The sequence below is a fragment of the Bacteroidota bacterium genome, assembly GCA_039111535.1.
GTDB lineage: Bacteria > Bacteroidota > Rhodothermia > Rhodothermales > JAHQVL01 > JBCCIM01.
Map to the genome: position 1 here is coordinate 1 of JBCCIM010000071.1, position 20,835 is coordinate 20,835.

A 20,835-nucleotide genomic window follows, 5' to 3' on the forward strand; every position below is an offset into this window, starting at 1 on the left:
CGACAACCGGATGGTTCGCTATACAACGAGCAGCTATTTGGCACCATTGGCTTCGATGGTATGTCGTCATTGATGTACCACATCCACCGACCAACGCAGGTAAAAGAAATTGCCGGCTCAGTTGATCTGGCGCCGAAAATTGCTGTAGAGAAAAACATCACGGCGCGCCTGTTAAAAGGCTTTCAGATTGCGCCGGCTGATGACTTCCTCGAAAGCCGCGTACCCCTGCTGGTAAACAACGATATCCACATCGGAATGGCAGCACCGCGCAAGTCCATGACGGACTATTTCTACAAAAACGCCGATGCTGACGAGCTGCTTTTCATCCACGAAGGCACTGGAACCTTGAAATCCCTTATGGGCAACATTCCGTTTGTGCCGGGTGATTATCTCGTGATTCCGCGCGGGATGATTTACCAGATGGACTTTGATGGAGAAGCCAATCGGATCCTGTTCTCTGAATCCTTTCATCCGATTTATACCCCCAAGCGCTACCGGAACTGGTTTGGACAATTGCTCGAGCATTCCCCGTTTTGCGAGCGCGATTATATCTTGCCGCAGGAACTGGAAACGCACGATGAAGCCGGCGACTTTGTGATGAAAATCAAAAAGCAGGGCCACCTGCATACGCTGGTTTATTCGTATCACCCATTCGATGTTGTGGGCTGGGATGGCTACAATTTCCCCTACGGATTCTCCATTCACAACTTTGAACCCATCACCGGCCGCGTCCACCAGCCACCTCCCGTCCACCAGACCTTTGAAACCCGGGCGTTTGTTGTGTGCTCGTTTTGCCCGCGCCTCTACGACTATCATCCCCAGGCCATACCTGCGCCCTACAACCACAGCAATATCGATTCAGATGAAATGCTGTACTATGTAGATGGCGATTTTATGAGCCGGAATAACATCGAAAAAGGACACATTACGTTGCATCCAGGCGGCATTCCCCATGGGCCACATCCTGGTGCTTATGAGCGCAGTATTGGCAAAACGGAGACGGAAGAGCTCGCTGTCATGATTGATACCTTTAAGCCGCTGATGGTAACTGAAGCCGCTATGGGTATTGATGATGGTAAATATTACAAATCATGGTTGCCGCACGACTAGTCAAAAACCTTTGGGTTTTTGGGGTTGAAGGTTGCAAGTTTAAGGTTGAAAGTTGGTTTTACTGGCTTCAAACCGGCGGCATGTACACAAGCGCTAGCGTAATCCTTAAGGCCCAAAACCTTCAACCTTAAACCTGGAACCTTCAACCAAAAAAGCATGGTGAAATCGATTGATCCGCAGTCGCTGCCTGTACGGGAATTGCATGGCTATCTGCTCGGGGCGGTAGCGCCGCGGCCGATAGCGTTTGCCAGTACGGTGGACAAAGCCGGCAACGTGAACCTGAGCCCTTTTAGCTTTTTCAACGTGTTTAGTGCGAACCCGCCGGTGATGATTTTTTCACCTGCGCGACGGGCAACCAACAACACCACGAAACACACCTACGAAAATTTGCTCGAAGTGCCCGAGGTGGTCATCAATATCGTCAATCATCCGATTGTCGAGCAGATGTCATTGACCAGCACGGACTATCCGGATGGCGTCAACGAGTTCGCGAAAGCAGGCCTGACTGAAGTGCCATCTGTCCGAGTGAAACCCCCCCGCGTGGCCGAGTCACCGGTCTCGTTTGAGTGTGTTGTGGATGATGTCGTGCAGCTCGGCGACCAGGGTGGGGCCGGTAACCTGATCATCTGCCGGGTTGTGATGCTGCATTTGGATGATGCGTACCTCGACGCAGATGGAAAGCTCGATACGACGAGATTAGATTTGGTAGGGCGGATGGGGGGCAGCTGGTATTGCCGCGCTAACGGGGCGGCCTTGTTTGAAATCCCGAAACCGCTGAGAACACGCGGTATTGGCGTAGACGAGCTTCCGGCGTCTGTGCAGCAGAGCGCGGTGCTGACGGGGAATAACCTCGGCCGGCTTGGGAATCTCGAACACCTGCCTACTGCTGATGAGCTACAGGCCGCGCGCGACATGCCGGCTGTGGCCGAAATACTGGAACTGCAGGCAAAAGACCCCCAATCAGGTCTCGAACAACTGCATCAGCTTGCGCAACGTTATCTCGAACAAGGCGAGACAAAGCAAGCGCTGGCCACATTGATGGCGGGGGAGATGGAATGAGCGATCAAACCGTTAGCTGGGTGCCGTCCGATGCTTTTGTTGAACAATCTAACCTGCGAAACTATGAGCAGTGGTTGGAAGTGCATCGGGGGCTGAAGTTTGAGAACTATACAGCCCTTTGGGCATGGTCTGTTGACAATGTAGCGGCGTTCTGGGAAACTATGTGGGCGTATTTTGACGTCATGTCGGATACACCATATACAAAGGTACTTTCTGGGGAGGAGATGCCTGATGTGAAGTGGTTTGAAGGTGCAACTCTCAACTATGCGGCCCACATTTTTCGCCAAAAACATCCTGATCGACCGGCGCTGATATTCAAAGCAGAGGATCAGCCTGTCGTACGCATCGGTTGGGCGACGCTGGAGCGCAAGGTCTACCAGATGCAGCAATACTTGCGGGCTGCCGGCGTAAAACAAGGTGACCGTGTCGCAGCTTATCTTCCTAATATTCCAGAAGCCATCGTCGCCTTCCTGGCAGCTAATTCAATTGGTGCTGTATGGTCGTGTTGTTCTCCAGATTTTGGGGTGAACACCGTGATAGATCGATTTGCCCAAATTGAGCCGGTGTTTTTCATCGCTGCTGATGGCTATCGATACAATGGAAAACCCTTCAGTAAACTGCCCGAAATACAGCAGATTGTGGAGGCCATTGATTCGATCAATACTGTGGTTTTGATTCCGTACCTCGATGAAAAGGCAACGTTCTCCGGGGCTGTGTCCTGGATAGATGCCCTTGCTGAAACGGAAGAAGAGGGTACCCTGGAATTTACTTCGGTGCCTTTTGAACATCCGATCTGGGTGCTGTATTCATCGGGTACAACAGGCCGGCCCAAAGCCATTACCCATTCGCACGGCGGCGTACTACTGGAGCACCTGAAATACCTGGCCTTCCACAACGATGTGCATCCTGGAGAGAATTTTTTCTGGTTTACCACAACGGGCTGGATGATGTGGAATTTTCTTCAGGCAAGCATGCTGGCAGGCGCTACCCCGGTGCTGTTTGATGGAAGCCCGGGCCGGCCAGATCTGAATGCACTGTGGTCGTTGAGCGAAGAACTACCGATTCATCATTTTGGGACCAGCGCGCCTTATCTGACCGCGTGCATGAAGCAGGGGTTGAAGCCTGGTGAAACGTTTGATCTAAGTGCTTTGCGCTCGATAGGTTCAACCGGTGCGCCATTGCCAGCCGAAGCTTTTGATTGGGTCTATGCGTCGGTTAAGAACGATGTATGGTTATGCTCCATGAGTGGTGGCACCGACATTTGCACCGCGTTTGTAGGTGGCTGTCCATCTGAGCCGGTATACCGTGGCGCCATTCAGTGTCGCTGTCTCGGTTGCGCAATGTATGCGTACGACGAAAGCGGCGAGCGGCTAACAGACCAACTGGGTGAAATGATTGTCGAGCAGCCTATGCCGTCGATGCCCATTTATTTCTGGAATGATGCGGGCGGTGAACGATACCAACAAAGCTATTTTGCCAATTACCCTGGCAAATGGCGGCACGGCGACTGGATCAAGATTTTCAATTCAGGATCTCTGATCATTCAGGGCAGGTCGGATGCGACCCTGAATCGGAAAGGCATCAGGATCGGTACGGCTGAGATTTATGCCGTGCTCGATGGCATTCAGGAAGTTGCTGATGGTATGGTGCTGAACCTCGAAAAGGGGGGAGGAGACGACGTGATGCCGTTGTTTGTTACTTTGCAAGAAGGGGCTATGCTGACTGATGAACTGGTTGCCACCATCAATGGCAGCATCCGTAAAGCTTGTTCTCCCCGCCATGTGCCCGACTTTATCGCGCAGGTAGCCGGCATCCCTTACACGCTGAGTGGCAAAAAAATGGAAGTGCCAGTGAAAAAGATTTTATTGGGCATGGATGTATCCACCAACATGAACAAGGACGCAGTGCGTAATCCTGAAGCCATCGAAGCTTTTGTGGCCCTTTCGAGTGCGTTTCGGGAAAAGCATTTGTAAGTCTTAACAATACCAACAATGGGAAAACTTGAAGGCCGCGTGGCCATTATTACAGGAGGTGCCGGCGGCATCGGTTATGCAACGGCGCAGCGATTTATAGCTGAAGGTGCTGCTGTAGTTATTGCAGACTTGCGGGCAGATACTGCTGCCATCGATGCGCTCGATGGTCAGGCCGTGTTTGTGAAAACGGATGTGTCTGACATGACCGATGTCGAACGGCTTGCAGCTGAGGTGATGGCGCAGTTTGGTAAAATTGATATCCTCGTCAACAATGCCGGCATCACACGCGATAAATCGCTCAAAAAAATGACCGAAGCTGACTTTGATGCGGTCATCAGCGTGAACTTGAAAGGTGTGTTCAACTGCACCAAAGTGGTCGCGCCTTTTATGGTTGAGGCAGGGTACGGTAGAATCATGAACACCGCGTCGATTGTTGGTGTGTACGGCAACTTTGGGCAGACGAACTACGCAGCCGCTAAAGCCGGTGTCATCGGCATGACAAAAACCTGGATGCGTGAGCTTGGGCGAAAAGGGATTACGGTCAACGCGGTTGCGCCCGGGTTTATTGAGACGGATATGATCAAGACGATTCCTGATGAGGTGATTCAGGGGATGATCAAAAGCACCCCCGTGCAGCGTGCCGGCAAGCCGGAAGACATTGCAAATGCGTTTCTCTTTCTGGCGTCAGAAGAGGCAAGCTTTGTGAATGGGGTGGTGCTGCATGTGGATGGGGGGCTGGCGTACTAGGTGCAAACATATAAATCTTTTAGGATTTATTTGTTTGCTGTTGAAAGTTGCAGGTTACAGGTTGAAGGTTTTTGGGGTGAGGGAATTGGGTAGTCGATTGCTGTGGGTTTAGTGGCTATGAATTACATGGCAACGCGCTTTAGTAAAAGTACCCGCTTGAGAGGGGCGAGTCAGACATGGTATGTCTGGGGCTGGGGGTGTGTAAGCGCAACGCGCAATTTCCCGGACTTAAAGCCAACTAATCGAATGACTGCGGAGCATCATGCAGGCTCAAAGCGATAGTCTCCTCCGGTAGAAAATAGAGTGGATCCAGTGCTTCACCTTTTAGGCGAATTTCATAGTGAAGGTGGGGAGCCGAAGACAGGCCGGTATTTCCCGAATAGCCAAGCAGGTCACCCTTTTTGAGTTGCTCGCCGGCTTCGACGATAATCTCAGAAAGGTGGGCATACAGCGTTGTAAACCCATCTATGTGCTGTAACTTTATATACTCGCCGTAGCTGCCATTTCTGTTTTCAACATAAACAACGCCATCAGCGGTTGCATAAACTGGCGATCCGGATGCTACCTGAAAATCAAGACCGGCATGCAGGCGCTTTATCTCTAACACAGGGTGGTACTTGTAACCATACGTTGCAGTGGCCTTGATTTTGTTGTCGCCAAGCGGGTGTATTGAAGGCACGTCATTTTCTTCAAATTGTCCCAGCAGCGCTGATGGCAAATAGTCAACTGGGTCCACGGGCTTATTGTCAATCCTGACTTCATAGTGGAGATGTGGGCCTGTTGAAAGTCCACTGTTACCTGACTCGCCAATTTTTTGCCCTTTTTTGATGGATTCGCCGGCTTTTACGCTTTGCAAAGACAGGTTAGAGTAGCTTGTCAAATAGCCATTGGCGTGCTCGATGACGATGAATTTGCCTCTCCCGTTATTTTCTGCAACTTCTTTGATGGTCCCGGCAGCAGTGGCATAGACATCTGAGCCCATGCGTGCCAGAAAATCAACCCCAGCATGCATACGGCGAATTTTGAGGACGGGGTGGTACCGCATACCAAAGCCGGATGTGACCTTTACCTTTGATTTAAGTGGGTGCAGTGATGGAATAGAATCATTCGATACAACAGCGTCGATTAATGCTGGTGTTGATGGTAACAGCGCTGGGGTTGTGTGGTCAGCAGATGAGGTGTTGCCTACGAAGGAGGCAATCAACAAAAACATGAGCATAAACATAAGGGTGATTCGAGATCTGGTGATTGGGGAAGGGTCAGATACGGCACTTGTTGTGAGGCGCCTGACACGTGATAGCAGCGAGCCGTCGTGCATGGATAGGGCAGGAGAGGCAGCGAGTCCAGTTGTACGCAGCGTTTCCAGGGTGACAAGTGCTCGTAAATAGGTTGCTTTGCTGCCCATAGTTTCGACGGCGAGGTCGTCGCAGCAGAATTCTCGTTCGATGGTGATCCGGTGTGATACCCACCAGACAGCCGGGTGAAAAAAGAACAAGGTCTCAAAAACAGATTGGAGCACGGAGAGGGCATAGTCGTGCCGTTTGATGTGTGCAAGTTCGTGGGTGAGGATGGCCTCAACTTGCTGTGGTGCAAGCCCCGTAAGCATGCCGGCCGGTAGTAGAATGACAGGTTTGATCCAGCCAATAAGGACGGGCTGGTCAATGTGATCTGTGATCCGAACAACCACACGCTGGAGGATCCCCATTTGGTCTGCAATGCGCCGCATCATGCGAGCAATGGTATCTTCCCGGCAAGGGGTGCCCGTATGTTTCAGGAGATGGGTACGTGCAAGTCCGCGCTGGAACGTTCCGGCGTACACACAAACCCCTAAAAGCCACAAAATGACGAAATAGGGGCGCAGTTGATACAGGCTCGTAAGTAGGGCTGGCATACGAAAAGCATTATCCGCATGGCGTGCTGCTTCTGGCAGTATGGGCAAGGCGGACGGATGTGCTCCAGCTGATGTCTCTGCTACTGGCAACGCTACCGGCTCAATGGGGGCTGTTGTCAGTGCTGATGGATACACGAGTGTAAGGGTCGGTAAAGCCAGCATCAATATGAGGGCAAACCAGCAGGTTGTGTAACGGACGCGCGCACTGCGCTTGTGGAGGACCGGCTGAGCGAGCCACAGCAGCAGCCCGACCAGGCCGGCTTGCCAGGTGAAATGTAGCAGCCAGGTGCCAAGATGCAGGAGCGCTGGATGCGACAGGAATTCAGTCAGATAGCTCACGATTCGTTCTCCAGCTTGTCTATCAGTTTGCGGATTTCGGCCAGTTCTTCAGCTGAGCTGGGCTTTACTGCAAGCGCGCGCAGGATGAGGTTTTTAGCGGAGCCCTGAAAAGCATCGCTGAGCAAGTTCGACACCAGCTGGTCCTGCACCGCTTCGGCCTGGTATGCTGATGTGTAGACATGCGCGCGGGCTGTGCTGTCGCGGCTTACCAACCCCTTCTCCAGCATGATCTGGAGTAACTTCAATACGGTTGTATAACCTGTTTTCGGCTCGGGAAGGGAAGCGTGTACTTCTTTTACCGTAGATGGGCCGCGCGCCCAAAGTACATTTAAAATGGTGAGTTCGGCGCCCGTGGGTTTGGGGAGTGCTGCGTTTGACACGGCATTGTCTGCTAGTTACGAAGGCTTTCGTAATTAATATACGAAAATCTTCGTACTATACAAGCGTGCAGGTTTGGGAAAAGATGAAATAGATGTTTTTAGCGTATAATGGCCACTTTTCCGTACGACGCGCCTTCGCCATTTTGGTCTACGGCAACGACGATGTACATGCCAGAGGGGACAGGTTGATCGTTACGATCGCGGCCGTTCCAACGGATGCGGCCGCCACGGGCTTCGATGCTTGTGACAAGCGTGCCGGCGGCGGTCAGGATGCTCACATCGGTTTCGTCGAGCAAGCCTTCAATAAAGATCTCGGGGTCGCGTCCGCCTTCGATTTTTACGGGATTGGGGTAGACAAACAGGTCTTGCTGGTTTTCCACAGCTGCGGTGGCGTCGCCTTGCAGGCTGATCAGGCCAAGATCTGTTGAGAAAAATACTTCTCCTGTCACATCATTGACAGCAACCGACAGCACCACATTGGAGAGCAGGGGACTGTTTTCAGCCGTGAAGTTGGCGATATCGCGGAAGCCGAGTTCAGCCTCTTCAACAAGCCAGACGCCGGCATCGGTTGCTACCCACAGGTTGTTGGCCGGGTCAACAGCAACGTCATTAATTTTTAGCCCGAAGAACAAGAATTGGCTTTCACCGGCCTGTCGTTCTGCGCGCAATGGCCAGATGGCTATGGCGTTGGGGTCTTGCGCAACGATGCCGGTGTTGACAAAGTAGGCGAGCCCTTCATCTGTTGCCAACCAAACGCGGCCAGATTTGTCCTCTGCGATGCCATTGATGATAGTGCCTGGGAGCCCTTGCCCATTGCTACCGCTATCAGAGAAATACCTAAACGCATCATCCGATGTATCTTCGAGTGAACTGCCCGTGTTCAATACAACCAGGCCTTCGCGGCGTTGGAGGTTATTCAGGCTTACAGTCACAATCCACTTCTGGCGGAAGCTGTCTACAAAAATGCGCTCATAAGTAATTGCCGGCCCGGCAGCTGAGGCAAAAGATGTCCACGATCCATCGAGCAGGCGGGCATGCAATGGGCGTGCTGCACCAGTGTTGGCCACCCAGAGGGTGCCATCTGGCTCACTTGAGATGCCGCGTACAATGGTGAAACCGGTGCCAGGTGCAGCAACGGCCTCGTCGAGCGTAGAATTTGCGGCACTATAAAAGGTGAGGGCTTCTTCATCGTCAACCTGTACCAGACCTCCGCCAACAGAACCTACCCAGGCATTGCCCTGGCTATCGGTATGGACGGTAAGGAAAGAGGTTGGTTTACCGACGAGTGCAGGGAAGAAGCGTTTGGAATACGTTGTCCAGTTGTTCTCCGTATCAAATTTGTAAAACCCGCGGTCTGAACCTGGTATGCCACCAAGCCACAGGTTGTTTGCACTGTCGAACGTGAGGCCGGTAAACTGTCCGTCAAACGGACCACTTGGGAAAAAGGGCTCGCGGGCAAAGGCGATGCTGGAAGTGGTTGTGGCGATTGGAGCAATAGCGATGAGCCCTTCTGTATTATCGCCGGCCCACAGGTTACCGTCGGGGCCCAATGTAATGTTGCGTAAGGTGCGCAACCCTGCGCTACCAATGGTGCGGGCTGCATCAGGTGATGCAATAGAAAGCAGGCGATCGGTCTCCAGGCCAAGCAATTGGTCAGCGAGCGGAAATAAGACGTCTACTTGTCCGGTGGTGACAGCCATGCGCGAATAGTCGTCGGCTGCATTACGGGCATAAACGCCGCTTTCTGTGCCTGCATAAAGCGTATTGCCAAAGCCGGCAATGCTTTGAATGCCGGGGGTGCCGGCGCCGAGGGTTTCTGGCGTCCAAACCGAAGGATCTTGCAGGTTAGGCAGGCTGAGTGGTGCTGAGGCTACCGCTTCATCTGTAGCAACCCAAAGCCGGTTTATGCCATCCGGTATGGTTGTGATGGTGAAATCGTTAACGGCAGTAGCAGATTGCCCTGTACCAAACCCCAAATACGTTTCCAGAACTTCGCCGGCAGTTACATCAAACAACACAATACCAAATCCCGTTGCCACAACCAGCGTGTCGCCAGTGATGCGCATGCGTCGAATATCCCGCATGGGAAACTGTGATGCGCGCTGAATATCCAGGAAGGGACGTACGGTACCTGTTTCCACATCTATCCGGTCGAGAATGCCATCCTGGTAGCCGACCCAAACCGACTGGTTGACCGCATCGTATTCAATTGCCCGGATGTTGAGCCCAAAGAGGCCTTCCGTAGTTGTGAATCGGCTGATTTCTCCAGTGGCCACACCATAGCGAAAAACACCGCCAGACGTAGCTGTCCAGATGGCATCTTCAGAAGCTGTAAGGTCGACAACCTGTCGAAGGGAGGTATGGGAAGTCCAGTCCTCTTGTGCCTGTACTGGTGAGGCAATGAGGAAGAGTATCAAGAAGGTCTGCCAGCGAAATACTGACATAGGGGAAAAGGTACGGCGTCTGTTGATCATCAGATCGAGAGGTTACGAAGTACTTGTTAGACCGTTTGTGTGAAGCCGTATCAACCTTTCATATATAAGTGCGGGATGTTGATGTATGCCTGTGCGATACGCACAGCAAGATAAGCAAAGCGACCCATCACGTCATAACGTAACACATCTTGTGCCAGTTCAAACCCGATTCATTGGGTGTTGATCCCGTTTTCAAATGAGCAAATAATTAAGCGAAGGGTCGCAATCAACCCCGGGCTATCCCAGTGCTTTTAATGCTTTTTTTGCCTGCTCGTGTTCAGGATCGAGTGACAGGGCTTTTTGGTACGCAGATTTTGCCTCGGCAGCGCTGCCTTTGAGTTCATGCAGCATGCCCATACGCCATAAAGCAGAAGCGTGGCTGGGCTGGTAGGGGCGCATAGGCAGGGTCATGTAGATCTCCAGGGCTTCAATGCCGCGATCTAGCCGGCTTTCAGCGGCAATGGCTGTTTTAGCGATGTCGTAGAATGACATAGAGGCAGCTTCTTTGTCGATGGTTACAGATTTCTCGAAGACATCAAAAGCGGCGTCGTATTTTTTCTGCCACCGGTAATACCAGCCGGCGCGTTTGAGCGCTTCAATGTTATCCGGATAGGTCGCAAGCAGTGATGCGATGAGCGCCTCTGCTTTTTCTGGCTGCTCTTCGCGAATGTGCCGTTCTACCAGGTGCGAGGTGCCTTCGATGGGTTTGAGTTCATGGTATCGTTTTGCATGGTGCCAGGCCTTGTCTTTATCACCGCCGGCAATCCGTGGGGCCTGGTAGTAATAATTGGAGTTGGCAAGGTGGCATTCTGCAAAGTCCTGGTCCAGTTCGAGGCAGCGGTCGATCGCAGCTTTACCCTTTTTTGCGTACCGCATTTTCTTCAGCGCTCCCACCTCGTTAATCTGGATAAAGACGGCGTTCGAGAGCCAGTATTCGTATTCCGCTTTGGTATTGTCCAGCGAAGTGGCTTTTTCGAAATGTTCTATCGCCTTGTCAGGGCGGTCCTGGTTCATCAAGGTTCTGCCGAGGTAATACGCGGCATCTGCATTTTGGGGGTCATTTTTTTGCACAGCGGCAAGAATCGTTTCTGCCCTGTCATATTGTGCGGATTCGTACGCATCGATGCCCTTTTGTAAAGAGTTGGCAGATTGGGCGGCCGTGTATGATGGGGCAACAATCAACAGTAAAAAAGCAACGAAGTGGGGAAGACGCATGATTTTAGCATAAAGTGATAGATTGCAAGTCCTAACGTATAAGACTGCGCGCAGGTTACAGTTATTCTTAACGATTTTAGTGAGAGAAAAATTGTCAGATGCTGCCGGCTTTTTGTATGATGGCATCTGTGTTAGCGGGCAAGGTGTGCCCGTTTGTAATGGCTTAACGCTACACCCTGATGACATCTTCTGCTTCTTCGATATTTTTTGCCTGCCTGTTCTTTGCATTGGCTTTATTGTCGGGATGCCGGCCTGGCAACCATATACTGCCTGTTTACGATGTGCCAGATAGCCTCGCTACCCATACGCCGTTCTTTCAAAAACAGGTGTTGATGACTTCGCTGACCGACCCCATGGAATTGGCAATTGCAGCAGACGGCACCGTATACGTGATTGAGCGGGGAGGCGCCATATTGCAATGGGACCCCGTTACGCGTAAGCAAGCGCGAATTGGCTACATTCCGGTATACATGATTGTTGAAGATGGCTTGCTGGGTTTGGCACTCGATCCGGATTTTCTGGAAAATGGCTGGATGTATGTATTCTATGGACCAGCTGATGGGGGCGACTCGCGACTTTCACGGTTCACTGTAGTCGATGACCGCGTTGATCCTGATTCCGAGAAAATCTTGCTACACGTGCCCATGCAGCGTGAGGCTTGCTGTCACGCTGCCGGCTCCCTTGCTTTTGGACCGGCCGGCACCCTATACCTCGCCGTTGGTGATAACACCGACCATATCGATACAGCCGGCGGCCCCATCGATGAGCGGCCGGGGCATGCCATTGCAGATGCGCAGCTTACGTCCAGTAATACCAATGACTTACGCGGAAAAATTTTGCGTATTAAGCCGGCTTTGGATGGCACCTACACCATCCCTGAAGGCAACCTCTTTGCCGGGGATGCGGATCATCGACCTGAAATTTACGCAATGGGGTTGCGCAACCCCTTCCGCATTGCTGTCGATACTGAAACAGGGTGGCTATACTTTGCTGATGTCGGCAATGGCGATCCACCAAACGAAAGAGGGGATTGGGGGTGGGACGAGTTTAACCAGGCACGCGGTCCCGGTAATTTTGGGTGGCCTTATATCACTGGAGACAACCAGCCATACCGCGATTTTGATTATGAGACAGGTGAAGTCGGCGCACCGTTTGATCCCTTGGCTCTGGTCAACGATTCTCCCAACAATACGGGTGTAGCAAACTTACCGCCGGCATTACCCGCTATGATTTGGTACACCTTTGGGGAGTCTGAGGAATTCCCTGAAATGGGCACAGGTGGTGTAAATCCGATGTCTGGCCCCGTGTATCGACGCGCCCATACCCACACCCCAACGGCATTGCCCGATTATTACATTGGCAAACACTTCATTTACGACTGGATGCGCAACTGGGTGCAGGTTGTTTCTTTCGATGAGATGGGCGATCTGCAGGGTATTGAGCCTTTTCTGCCGGAGATGACATTTGCGCGGCCCATGGACATGGAGGTGGGGCCCGATGGGGCGTTGTATGTGATTGAGTGGGGCAACGGATTCTGGGGCAGCAATGCAGATGCGCAGGTCGTGCGTGTGGTGTACAAAGGGACCGATTATCCTCGACCCGAAATGGAGGAAATTGATCAGGGGCTTCAGTATGATATCTCACTGGCCGCGCCGGCACCAGGTAGCTTCTTTGCCTACGATACACCTATCCATTATCGCATAGAAGATGAAGGCCGCGGGACATTGACCGATGAGGCCGTACGTGTAAAAGTTTATGCCGGATATGATACCAATCGTTTTCTTGTGGATGAGCAATTGGGCAACAGCGGTACGTTTCGTGTTTCAAGTGCATATACACACGTGCCAGACCTGCACTATGTTGATCGGTTTGCCGTGGTCCAGGTCTGTTACGACGCACCTGATCGCAGTGGTAAGTGCAATGAGTATAAACTACATCCGCGTGAGAAAGAAGCAGCACATACATACCATGCGATTAATGCCAGCCGGCGAACCTATGGTGTGCAGCCGGCTGCTGCTGAATTCCACGAGACCGCGCTTACTGTTATGCGGCTGCGGAACGGGAGCGAGGTATGGTATGGCCCTTTTGCTGCTTCAGCATTTGATCAGGTGCGGGTTCGATATAAAACAATGGGGCCGGCAGTGCTACATGTGGTAACGGGCATTGACACAACTACTGTGGATTTGCGTAGGGGGCAAAGGCTTGATGAGTTGCCACAGGCAGGCGTGCTGGATCGGTTGCAGGCGGAAGGTAAAGGGCATGTGATTGAACGCTTGCAGCGGTCTGCTTACCAGGGATGGCGTGAGATTGTTGTGCCTGTGACGCCGGCCACTGGCCCTGATGGGCAAGTGATTAAACTTGTTGTGTCATCAGAAGAAGGCGGGGTAGTTGTTGAGCTTGATCATCTGGTGTTAGAAGCTGCAAATACCTCAAATTGAGGCACTTAAAACAGCTGATAGTGGATTGGGAAACAGTTGCATCCCAAAGGCGGGCACCCTAAACTGATCAGCACCCACAGAAGATCACCACCAGAAAAGATCTGACTATGAGATACCTGATCGCCGGCAGGTACTTGCTGGCTGTTTTTGTCTGCACTTTATTGGCATCTGCATGGGCAGGCTGCAACCCCCAGAGCGACGTTACAGTAGTGAAACTCGGCCACGGTTTGGATCCGGTTCATCCCGTCCACCAGGGTATGGAGTTTATGGCTGAGAAAGTCGTTGAGAAGTCTGGTGGCAAAATGCGGGTTGATATTTACCCGAGCCAGCAGCTTGGGTCGGAGCGCGAACTGCTGGAATTACTCCAGCTTGGCAGCCTTGGGATGACCAAAGTTACAGCCGCTGTGCTTGAGAGTTTTGCCCCGAGCTTCAAAGCGTTCAGTGTGCCCTACCTGTTTCGCGACCGAGATCATCATTTCAGGGTGCTGGAAGGGGAAATCGGAAAAGAGTTGCTACTTGCAAGCCAGGCGTATTGGCTGCGTGGACTCGCCTATTACGACGCCGGCAGCCGCAGCTTCTATACCAAAGAAAAACCTATTCATTCGCCGGCAGATCTTGCGGGATTGAAAATCAGGACGCTGGAAAGCAAGACCCAGGTAGACATGGTCAACACCATGGGGGGAGCCGCTACACCCATTTCATGGGGTGAGCTCTACACGGCGTTGCAGCAAGGGGTGGTAGACGGTGCTGAAAACAACCCGCCATCGCTCTATACCTCGCGCCAGTATGAAGTGTGCAAGTACTATACGCTGGATGAACATACCACCATCCCCGATGTGCTGCTGATTAGCACCATTGTCTGGGAAGCGCTCACGCCGCAAGAGCAGACCTGGCTGCAAGAAGCAGCAGATGAGTCTGCACAGTACCAGAAAGTGCTCTGGCAGGAAGCCAGTGATGCCGCATTGGTTGCATTGGAAGAAAACGGAATTGAGATTATACGTCCGGATAAAACACCCTTTGCTGAAAGCGTGGCGCCCATCTACGAGTCGTTCAAAAGTGAGCCGGCTGTTTACGACATTATTCAGCGGATCCGCGCCACTGAATAAGGCCGCATTGATCTGCCTCGCGCAGGTGTCCCACCGATATTCACCCCCATGCCGTAACGCATTATGGTCAAATTAAAATCTGTCGTCGACAAAGCCTTGTCTGCGATTCTGGTAACACTGATGGCACTGCTGGTAGTCGATGTGCTCTGGCAGGTGTTTTCGCGCTATGTGCTCAACAGTCCGAGTTCGTTTACCGAAGAACTGGCCCGCTTTCTTTTGATTTGGGTTGGATTGCTGGGTGCCAGTTATGCCGCTGGCAAAAAAATGCACCTTGCCGTCGATATACTGCCTGGCAAAGTGAAAGGCCGGCGCCGAAGCTACCTTGCCATATTTATCCTCGCCGGCACCATATTGTTTGCGTTGACGGTTATGGTTTTTGGCGGCGCCCGGCTTGTCGCAATTACGTTGTACCTCGGCCAAACCGCTGCGGCGTTGCAAATGCCGCTGGGTTACATTTACCTCATCTTGCCCATTAGCGGGCTGTTAATTGCTTTTTATGCGCTCCTGTTCATGATAGACGAGGTACGCGCAATGTCTGGCAAACCGGCCCTTTTTGATGATGATGCGCCGGCAGCCACCCCAACCTTCAATGTAGACTGATCCCGCTATGGAATGGTTTGACGTCCTTGTTCTCGCTTTAACGTTTGCTTCCCTGCTTGCGCTCGGGGTGCCCATTGCCTATTCAATTGGGATTGCCACAGTTGTAACCATGCTCACGGGCATTCAGGTGGCGCCGGCGCTTACCACAACGGCGCAGCGTATGGCAACCGGCTTAAACAGCTTTGCACTGCTTGCCATACCGTTTTTTATACTTGCGGGGCAATTGATGAACAGTGGGGGGCTGGCAAGGCGCCTCATAGATTTTGCAAAGTCGTTGCTGGGTACCTTGCCCGGTGGGTTGGCCCATGTAAATATTGTCGCATCCATGTTGTTTGGCGCTATTTCCGGGTCTGCCGTGGCAGCAGCCTCTGCGATTGGAGGTGTTATGGGGCCCCGGATGGAAGGGGAGGGATACGATCGCGACTTTAGCGCTGCGGTTAACATCACCTCTGCTACAACTGGCCTGCTGATTCCGCCGAGTAACGTACTTATTGTGTATTCCCTTGCCAGTGGTGGTGTATCTATTGCTGCTTTGTTTTTAGCGGGCTACCTGCCGGGAATTCTGGTTGGTACCTTGCTGATGCTGGTTGCAGGCTTTTTCTCGATCAAGAACAAGTACCCCGTATCTGATCGCATTCCTTTTCGAGAAGTTGTTAGCAAATTTTTCCATGCCGTCCCGAGTCTGCTGCTCATTTTTATCGTGATTGGCGGTATCATCGCCGGCGTGTTTACCGCTACGGAAGCGGCAGCGGTTGCAGTGTTGTATGCCCTGGTGCTTGGCTTCATCTATCGTGAAGTAAAGCTTGGAGACCTGCCGCAGATATTTTTGGACGCTTCTGCCACGACAGGCATTGTGATGCTGCTGATTGCAACATCCATTGGCATGTCGTGGATTATGGCGTATGAAAATATCCCGCAAAGCGTCACAGCATCGCTCATTGCACTTACGGAGAACAAGTTGCTCATTTTGATGATGATCAACCTGATTTTACTTGCAGTCGGTACATTTATGGACATGACGCCGGCTGTTTTGATCTTTACACCCATATTTTTACCCATCGCCATACAACTTGGCATAGATCCAACGCATTTTGGCATTATTCTCGTGCTTAATTTATGCGTAGGCTTGTGTACGCCTCCTGTGGGTAGCGTGCTCTTTGTTGGTGTCGGTGTGGCGCAAACAAGCATTGCAAAAGTGATTCGGCCCCTGCTGCCGTTTTTCATCGCGATGATTATTTCGCTGATTCTCGTAACCTACATACCCGCCATCAGCCTCTGGCTCCCAAGCCTCTTTGGCTACTAGGAAGCTGGTTGAAGGTTGAACGTTTAAGGTTCTGTATAACCTGGCCTCCAGCATTCAACCTTAAACCTGCAACATTCAACCTTAAACCAACCACCATGTCGCATCCTCGGCTTTCACCCACGCTTGTTATGAGCGAAGCCTTTCAGCAACGAACGGACATCGTTGTGCCGACGCCAGCTATGCTGTCGTTGCCTGAGAAAGTGCTGCAATTTGGGACGGGTGGTTTTTTGCGGGGCTTTTGCGACTATTTCATCGATGAAGCCAATCGCAGTGGCGATTTTGCGGGACGCGTGGTTATGGTCGGCTCAACGGGTAGCGAGCGTACTCAATTGCTCAATGACCAGGGCGGGCTCTATACCTTGCGCATCCAGGGCCTCGATGCTGGCGAGATCGTAGAACAATACCACGTCGTCGGCTCGGTAAGCCGGGTGCTGGCCGCAGCAACAGACTGGACGGAAGTCATGATGTTTGCCACCAGTCCCGACCTGGAGCTCATCATTTCCAATACAACAGAAGTGGGCGTGGTTTATACCGAAGAGCCCATGCCGGACCCGGATATTGCGCCGGCATCTTTCCCCGCAAAATTGACCGCTGTGCTTGCAGCCCGGGCGCTGGTTTACAATTTTGACCCGGCCCGCGGTGTGGTTGTGCTGCCCTGCGAGCTAATCGATAAAAATGGTGAAGCGCTGGAGCAAATTGTACGGCAGCTTGCAGCAGATTGGAAGATGGACCAGCGGTTTTTTGATTGGCTGGACAACGGGGTAAGGTTTTGCAATACCCTTGTCGACCGTATTGTACCGGGCGCACCTTCGCCGGCTGATCTCGATGACATCGAAGCGCGTCTCCGCTTTGAAGACGCCATGCTTACCACAGCGGAGGTCTATCGCCTTTGGCCAATCGAAACCGATTCGGCTACGCAAGAAAAACTGACGTTTGCGAACGCTGATGCCAGTATTGTCCTTACAGATGACGTGCACCCTTACAAAGAGCGCAAGGTCCGAATTTTGAATGGTGCCCACACCGCAAGTGTACACCTGGCGTTTCTGGCCGGCGAAAAGACTGTGCTTTCGATGATGCGCAATCCGCTCACGTATGGGTTTGTGCAGGGGGTAATGGACAAGGAAATTGTGCCGAGCCTTGATGTTGATGGTGGTGGGCCGTTTGCCCGACAGGTTGTCGAGCGATTCAGCAATCCGTTTTTACGCCACCGCCTGCTCGATATCACGCTGCAATCCACCTCGAAATGGCGATTGCGGTTGCTTCCTTCGCTCTTGTCTTACATCGAAAAAAATGGTGAACTCCCCAAACATATCTGTTTCGGATTTGCCGCGTACCTGATCTTTATGCGGGTGACAAGTGAGAAAGATGGCGCGTATTTCGGTGAACGCGCCGGCAAGCCCTATCCCATCAGGGATGATCAGGCAGGGTACTTTGCCGCGATGTGGGAGTCAGTGGATTCTCAGAACAAAACGTACGTAGAAGTGCTTGTCTCCGGTGTGTGCTCGAAAGAAGAATGCTGGGGCCAGAATCTCAATAAAGTGAAGGGCTTTGTGGAAGTAGTATCCGGCTACGTACTTGATATCCTCTCTATGGGTGCAGAACGCGCCTTGCAGAAGTTCGCAAGCGCCTGAGTTTTTGCTTTTCACGCGAACTACGAACAACTCTCTTCCTGCTGATTTAATTTCAGAGCGTCAAGCAGGGCGCAAATAAAGCAATTGCGCCTGGCGTTTTCTAAATAAGAAGCAGGGAGGCAGGGAAATGTCCAAGTCCCGGATCGTTGAGCGTATTGTTGAACAAGGTGCCGTTGCCGTTATTCGTGCAGATAATCCTGATGTGCTTGGTCGTATGATCGACGCCTTGCTGACTGGCGGTATTTCTGCGCTTGAGGTAACAATGACGGTGCCGCGTGCGCTTGATATCATTGAGGAAACTGCCACGCGGTTTGGCGATGAAATACTGTTGGGCGTTGGTTCAGTGCTTGATCCAGAGACGGCCCGGTTGGCAATCAACGCCGGCGCCAGGTACGTGGTAAGCCCCGTATTCAAGCCATCAATTATAGAAATGGCCCACCGGTACAACCTGCCGGCCATGCCCGGATGCTTCACGCCAACTGAAATCCTCGAGGCCCATGAAGCCGGTGCCGATATTGTCAAAGTCTTTCCAGCCGGACAGCTCGGCATGAAGTATTTCAAAGCTATTAAAGCCCCCATGCCCCACTTGCAGCTCATGCCAACAGGCGGGGTGAACCTGACAAATGCCGGCGAGTGGATTGCGGCTGGCGCCTGTGCCGTTGGCGTGGGTAGCGCCCTGATTGACAAAGAGGCCATCGCAACGGGTAACTTTGACAAAATTACAGAAAACGCAAGAACACTCAGGAGTAGCCTCGGTTAATCCCCTTTGATGGGTAGAAGTATAAATTAGTCCAACCCCTTTGCGTAACATTACAACGTTCATGAAATCCCCCCGGATAGCTTTATTATTGCTTTTTCTGGCAGCCTTTGCCGGTTGTGCGGATGAGGATGCCGCTACCGTAGCAGATATGCCGGGGGCGGGTGTCATGACATTTACAGAGGTTACTGCACCCGCTGGTCTGGCAGATTTCCAGCATAAAGGCGGGAGCGTGGGTGAAAAATGGTATCCGGAGACGGTAGGTGCCGGCGCTGGTTTTATTGATGTAGATGGCGATGGTTGGCTCGATATTCTTCTTGTGGAGGGCGGCACATGGCAAAACCAACTGGGTCCCGCAGCAGACGTACAATCCCTCCGCATCTACAAAAATAAAGGGGACGGTACGTTTGAAGATTACACAGAAGCTGCCGGCCTGGCGGACGTGCGAACGTACGCTTTTGGTGTTGTTGTGGCTGATTATGACAACGACGGGGATGACGATTTCTTTGTCACCACGCTTTATCAAAACCTGCTTTTTCAAAACAACGACGGCCAATTTGAAGAGGTTAGTGAAGCGGTCGGCCTGGCTGATGTGGCCCTTTGGAGTACTGCAGCCCTGTTTTTCGATGCAAACCGGGATGGATGGCTCGATCTGTTTGTTGCAGATTATGTTGACTGGACACCCGAAACTGACATCTGGTGCACCCACAACGGGGTGGACAAATCGTTCTGCGGCCCAAAGTTGTACGATGGGCTTGATAGCCATTTCTACCAGAACAATGGCGATGGTACATTCACCGAGCGCGCAGCTGCTGTGGGGCTCAAAGAATCGGTTGGTAAAACCCTTGGCGTGACGGAGTTGGACTTTAATTCGGATGGCTGGCCCGATCTTGCGCTGGCCAACGATACGCAGCGCGACTTGCTCTACCAGAACAAGGGGGATGGGACCTTCGAAGAAGTTGGCTTATTCAGTGGAATAGCATTTGATGAAAACGGTGTGGCCCGTGCCGGCATGGGAATTGATGCAGGCGACGTAGACAACAACGGCAATGTGTCTGTGTTTGTCGCCAATTATGCCGAAGAAATGATTGGTGTCTACCGGCATACCGGTGAGGGAATTTTTGTCAACCGTTCAGCAGCCTCTCAGGTTGGTCGCCCAAGCATGACAACGCTGGGGTTTGGACTCTTCCTCTTTGATCCAAATCTGGATGGTTACCTGGACCTTTTTGTTGCCAATGGTCACATCGATGACCTGATTGAGCAAGTGCAAGACAATGTGACCTACAAGCAAGCGCCGCAGCTTTTTGTGAATATGCGGAATGGTACGTTCAAAGAAGCTGTTTTAACGGACAGCACTTTGCTACAGCGACCCATCGTTGGTCGAGGTGCAGCCTTTGCCGACATTGATCGGGATGGGGACCAGGATATTCTGCTTACCGAGAACAAAGGCGGGGCGTATCTGTGGCGAAATGATGGGCAGGAAGGCAACGCGCTTCGGGTTTACCTGGCGGGCACAACCAGTAACCGTAGTGGCATCGGAGCGGAAGTGCTGGCATATGTTGCGGGAGAACCCCAGGCCCGCCGGATCCGGTCTGGCGGCAGTTACCTTTCCCAGTCTGAGCAAATTGCCACCATTGGCCTCGGGATGCATAATGCCGTTGATTCGCTATTTGTCAGCTGGCCAAGCGGGCAGCAAGATAGATTTGTTGGCGTGCCAGGCGGACAGGCGATACTTGTCACTGAAGGCACCAGCACGTATCAAACCCGGTACGCATTCAATCGACAATCCCAAAACGTACAACCTTAATTGCA

General features: G+C 52.2%; 15 protein-coding genes. 11 read left to right on the forward strand and 4 right to left on the reverse strand.

Annotation, left to right across the window (positions count from 1 at the left end):
* The 4 genes from AAF564_12485 to fabG form a co-directional block, all read left to right on the forward strand.
* On the forward strand, positions 1–1,110 hold a 1,110-nt coding region (locus AAF564_12485; protein ID MEM8486360.1), incomplete at its 5' end, for a homogentisate 1,2-dioxygenase.
* Positions 1,111–1,266: 156 nt separating this feature from the next.
* The gene (locus AAF564_12490) at positions 1,267–2,169 is read left to right on the forward strand and encodes a flavin reductase family protein (protein MEM8486361.1); all 903 of its coding nucleotides are present in this window, start codon (positions 1,267–1,269) and stop codon (positions 2,167–2,169) included.
* Complete coding sequence (locus AAF564_12495; GenBank protein MEM8486362.1) at positions 2,166–4,142, forward strand: acetoacetate--CoA ligase; 1,977 nt, start codon at positions 2,166–2,168, stop codon at positions 4,140–4,142. The genes AAF564_12490 and AAF564_12495 overlap by 4 nt, the downstream gene beginning before the upstream one ends.
* 18 nt (positions 4,143–4,160) lie before the next feature.
* Positions 4,161–4,889 (forward strand): 3-oxoacyl-ACP reductase FabG, encoded by a 729-nt coding sequence (gene fabG / locus AAF564_12500; protein MEM8486363.1) that lies wholly within the window; start codon positions 4,161–4,163, stop codon positions 4,887–4,889.
* Positions 4,890–5,127: 238 nt separating this feature from the next.
* On the opposite strand, the gene AAF564_12505 is transcribed toward fabG, so the two are convergent.
* The 4 genes from AAF564_12505 to AAF564_12520 all read right to left on the reverse strand — a co-directional run bounded on the left by AAF564_12505 (position 5,128) and on the right by AAF564_12520 (position 11,188).
* A complete protein-coding gene (locus AAF564_12505) occupies positions 5,128–7,119 on the reverse strand; it encodes a M23/M56 family metallopeptidase (protein ID MEM8486364.1) in 1,992 nt (663 codons plus the stop codon).
* Complete coding sequence (locus AAF564_12510; GenBank protein ID MEM8486365.1) at positions 7,116–7,499, reverse strand: BlaI/MecI/CopY family transcriptional regulator; 384 nt, start codon at positions 7,497–7,499, stop codon at positions 7,116–7,118. Before AAF564_12510 ends, AAF564_12505 begins: the two co-directional genes overlap by 4 nt.
* 98 nt (positions 7,500–7,597) lie before the next feature.
* Entirely contained in the window at positions 7,598–9,973 is a 2,376-nt protein-coding gene (locus AAF564_12515) for a two-component regulator propeller domain-containing protein (protein MEM8486366.1), read from the reverse strand.
* A gap of 237 nt (positions 9,974–10,210) precedes the next feature.
* Positions 10,211–11,188: a tetratricopeptide repeat protein gene (locus tag AAF564_12520; protein MEM8486367.1), complete on the reverse strand. Its 978-nt coding sequence runs from the start codon at positions 11,186–11,188 to the stop codon at positions 10,211–10,213.
* A 179-nt stretch (positions 11,189–11,367) separates the two neighbouring features.
* On the opposite strand from AAF564_12520, the gene AAF564_12525 reads away from it, so the two are divergent.
* From AAF564_12525 to AAF564_12555, 7 genes are all read left to right on the forward strand, one after another.
* A complete protein-coding gene (locus tag AAF564_12525) occupies positions 11,368–13,626 on the forward strand; it encodes a PQQ-dependent sugar dehydrogenase (protein ID MEM8486368.1) in 2,259 nt (752 codons plus the stop codon).
* A 107-nt stretch (positions 13,627–13,733) separates the two neighbouring features.
* The gene (locus tag AAF564_12530) at positions 13,734–14,732 is read left to right on the forward strand and encodes a TRAP transporter substrate-binding protein (GenBank protein ID MEM8486369.1); all 999 of its coding nucleotides are present in this window, start codon (positions 13,734–13,736) and stop codon (positions 14,730–14,732) included.
* 63 nt (positions 14,733–14,795) lie between these two features.
* A complete protein-coding gene (locus AAF564_12535) occupies positions 14,796–15,332 on the forward strand; it encodes a TRAP transporter small permease (GenBank protein ID MEM8486370.1) in 537 nt (178 codons plus the stop codon).
* A 7-nt stretch (positions 15,333–15,339) separates the two neighbouring features.
* On the forward strand, positions 15,340–16,635 hold the full coding sequence (locus tag AAF564_12540) for a TRAP transporter large permease (protein MEM8486371.1): 1,296 nt from the start codon (positions 15,340–15,342) through the stop codon (positions 16,633–16,635).
* A 95-nt stretch (positions 16,636–16,730) separates the two neighbouring features.
* A complete protein-coding gene (locus tag AAF564_12545; GenBank protein MEM8486372.1) occupies positions 16,731–18,266 on the forward strand; it encodes a tagaturonate reductase in 1,536 nt (511 codons plus the stop codon).
* Positions 18,267–18,393: 127 nt separating this feature from the next.
* The gene (gene eda, locus AAF564_12550) at positions 18,394–19,026 is read left to right on the forward strand and encodes a bifunctional 4-hydroxy-2-oxoglutarate aldolase/2-dehydro-3-deoxy-phosphogluconate aldolase (GenBank protein MEM8486373.1); all 633 of its coding nucleotides are present in this window, start codon (positions 18,394–18,396) and stop codon (positions 19,024–19,026) included.
* A gap of 61 nt (positions 19,027–19,087) precedes the next feature.
* Entirely contained in the window at positions 19,088–20,830 is a 1,743-nt protein-coding gene (locus AAF564_12555; protein MEM8486374.1) for a CRTAC1 family protein, read from the forward strand.
* Positions 20,831–20,835: the final 5 nt, after the last annotated feature.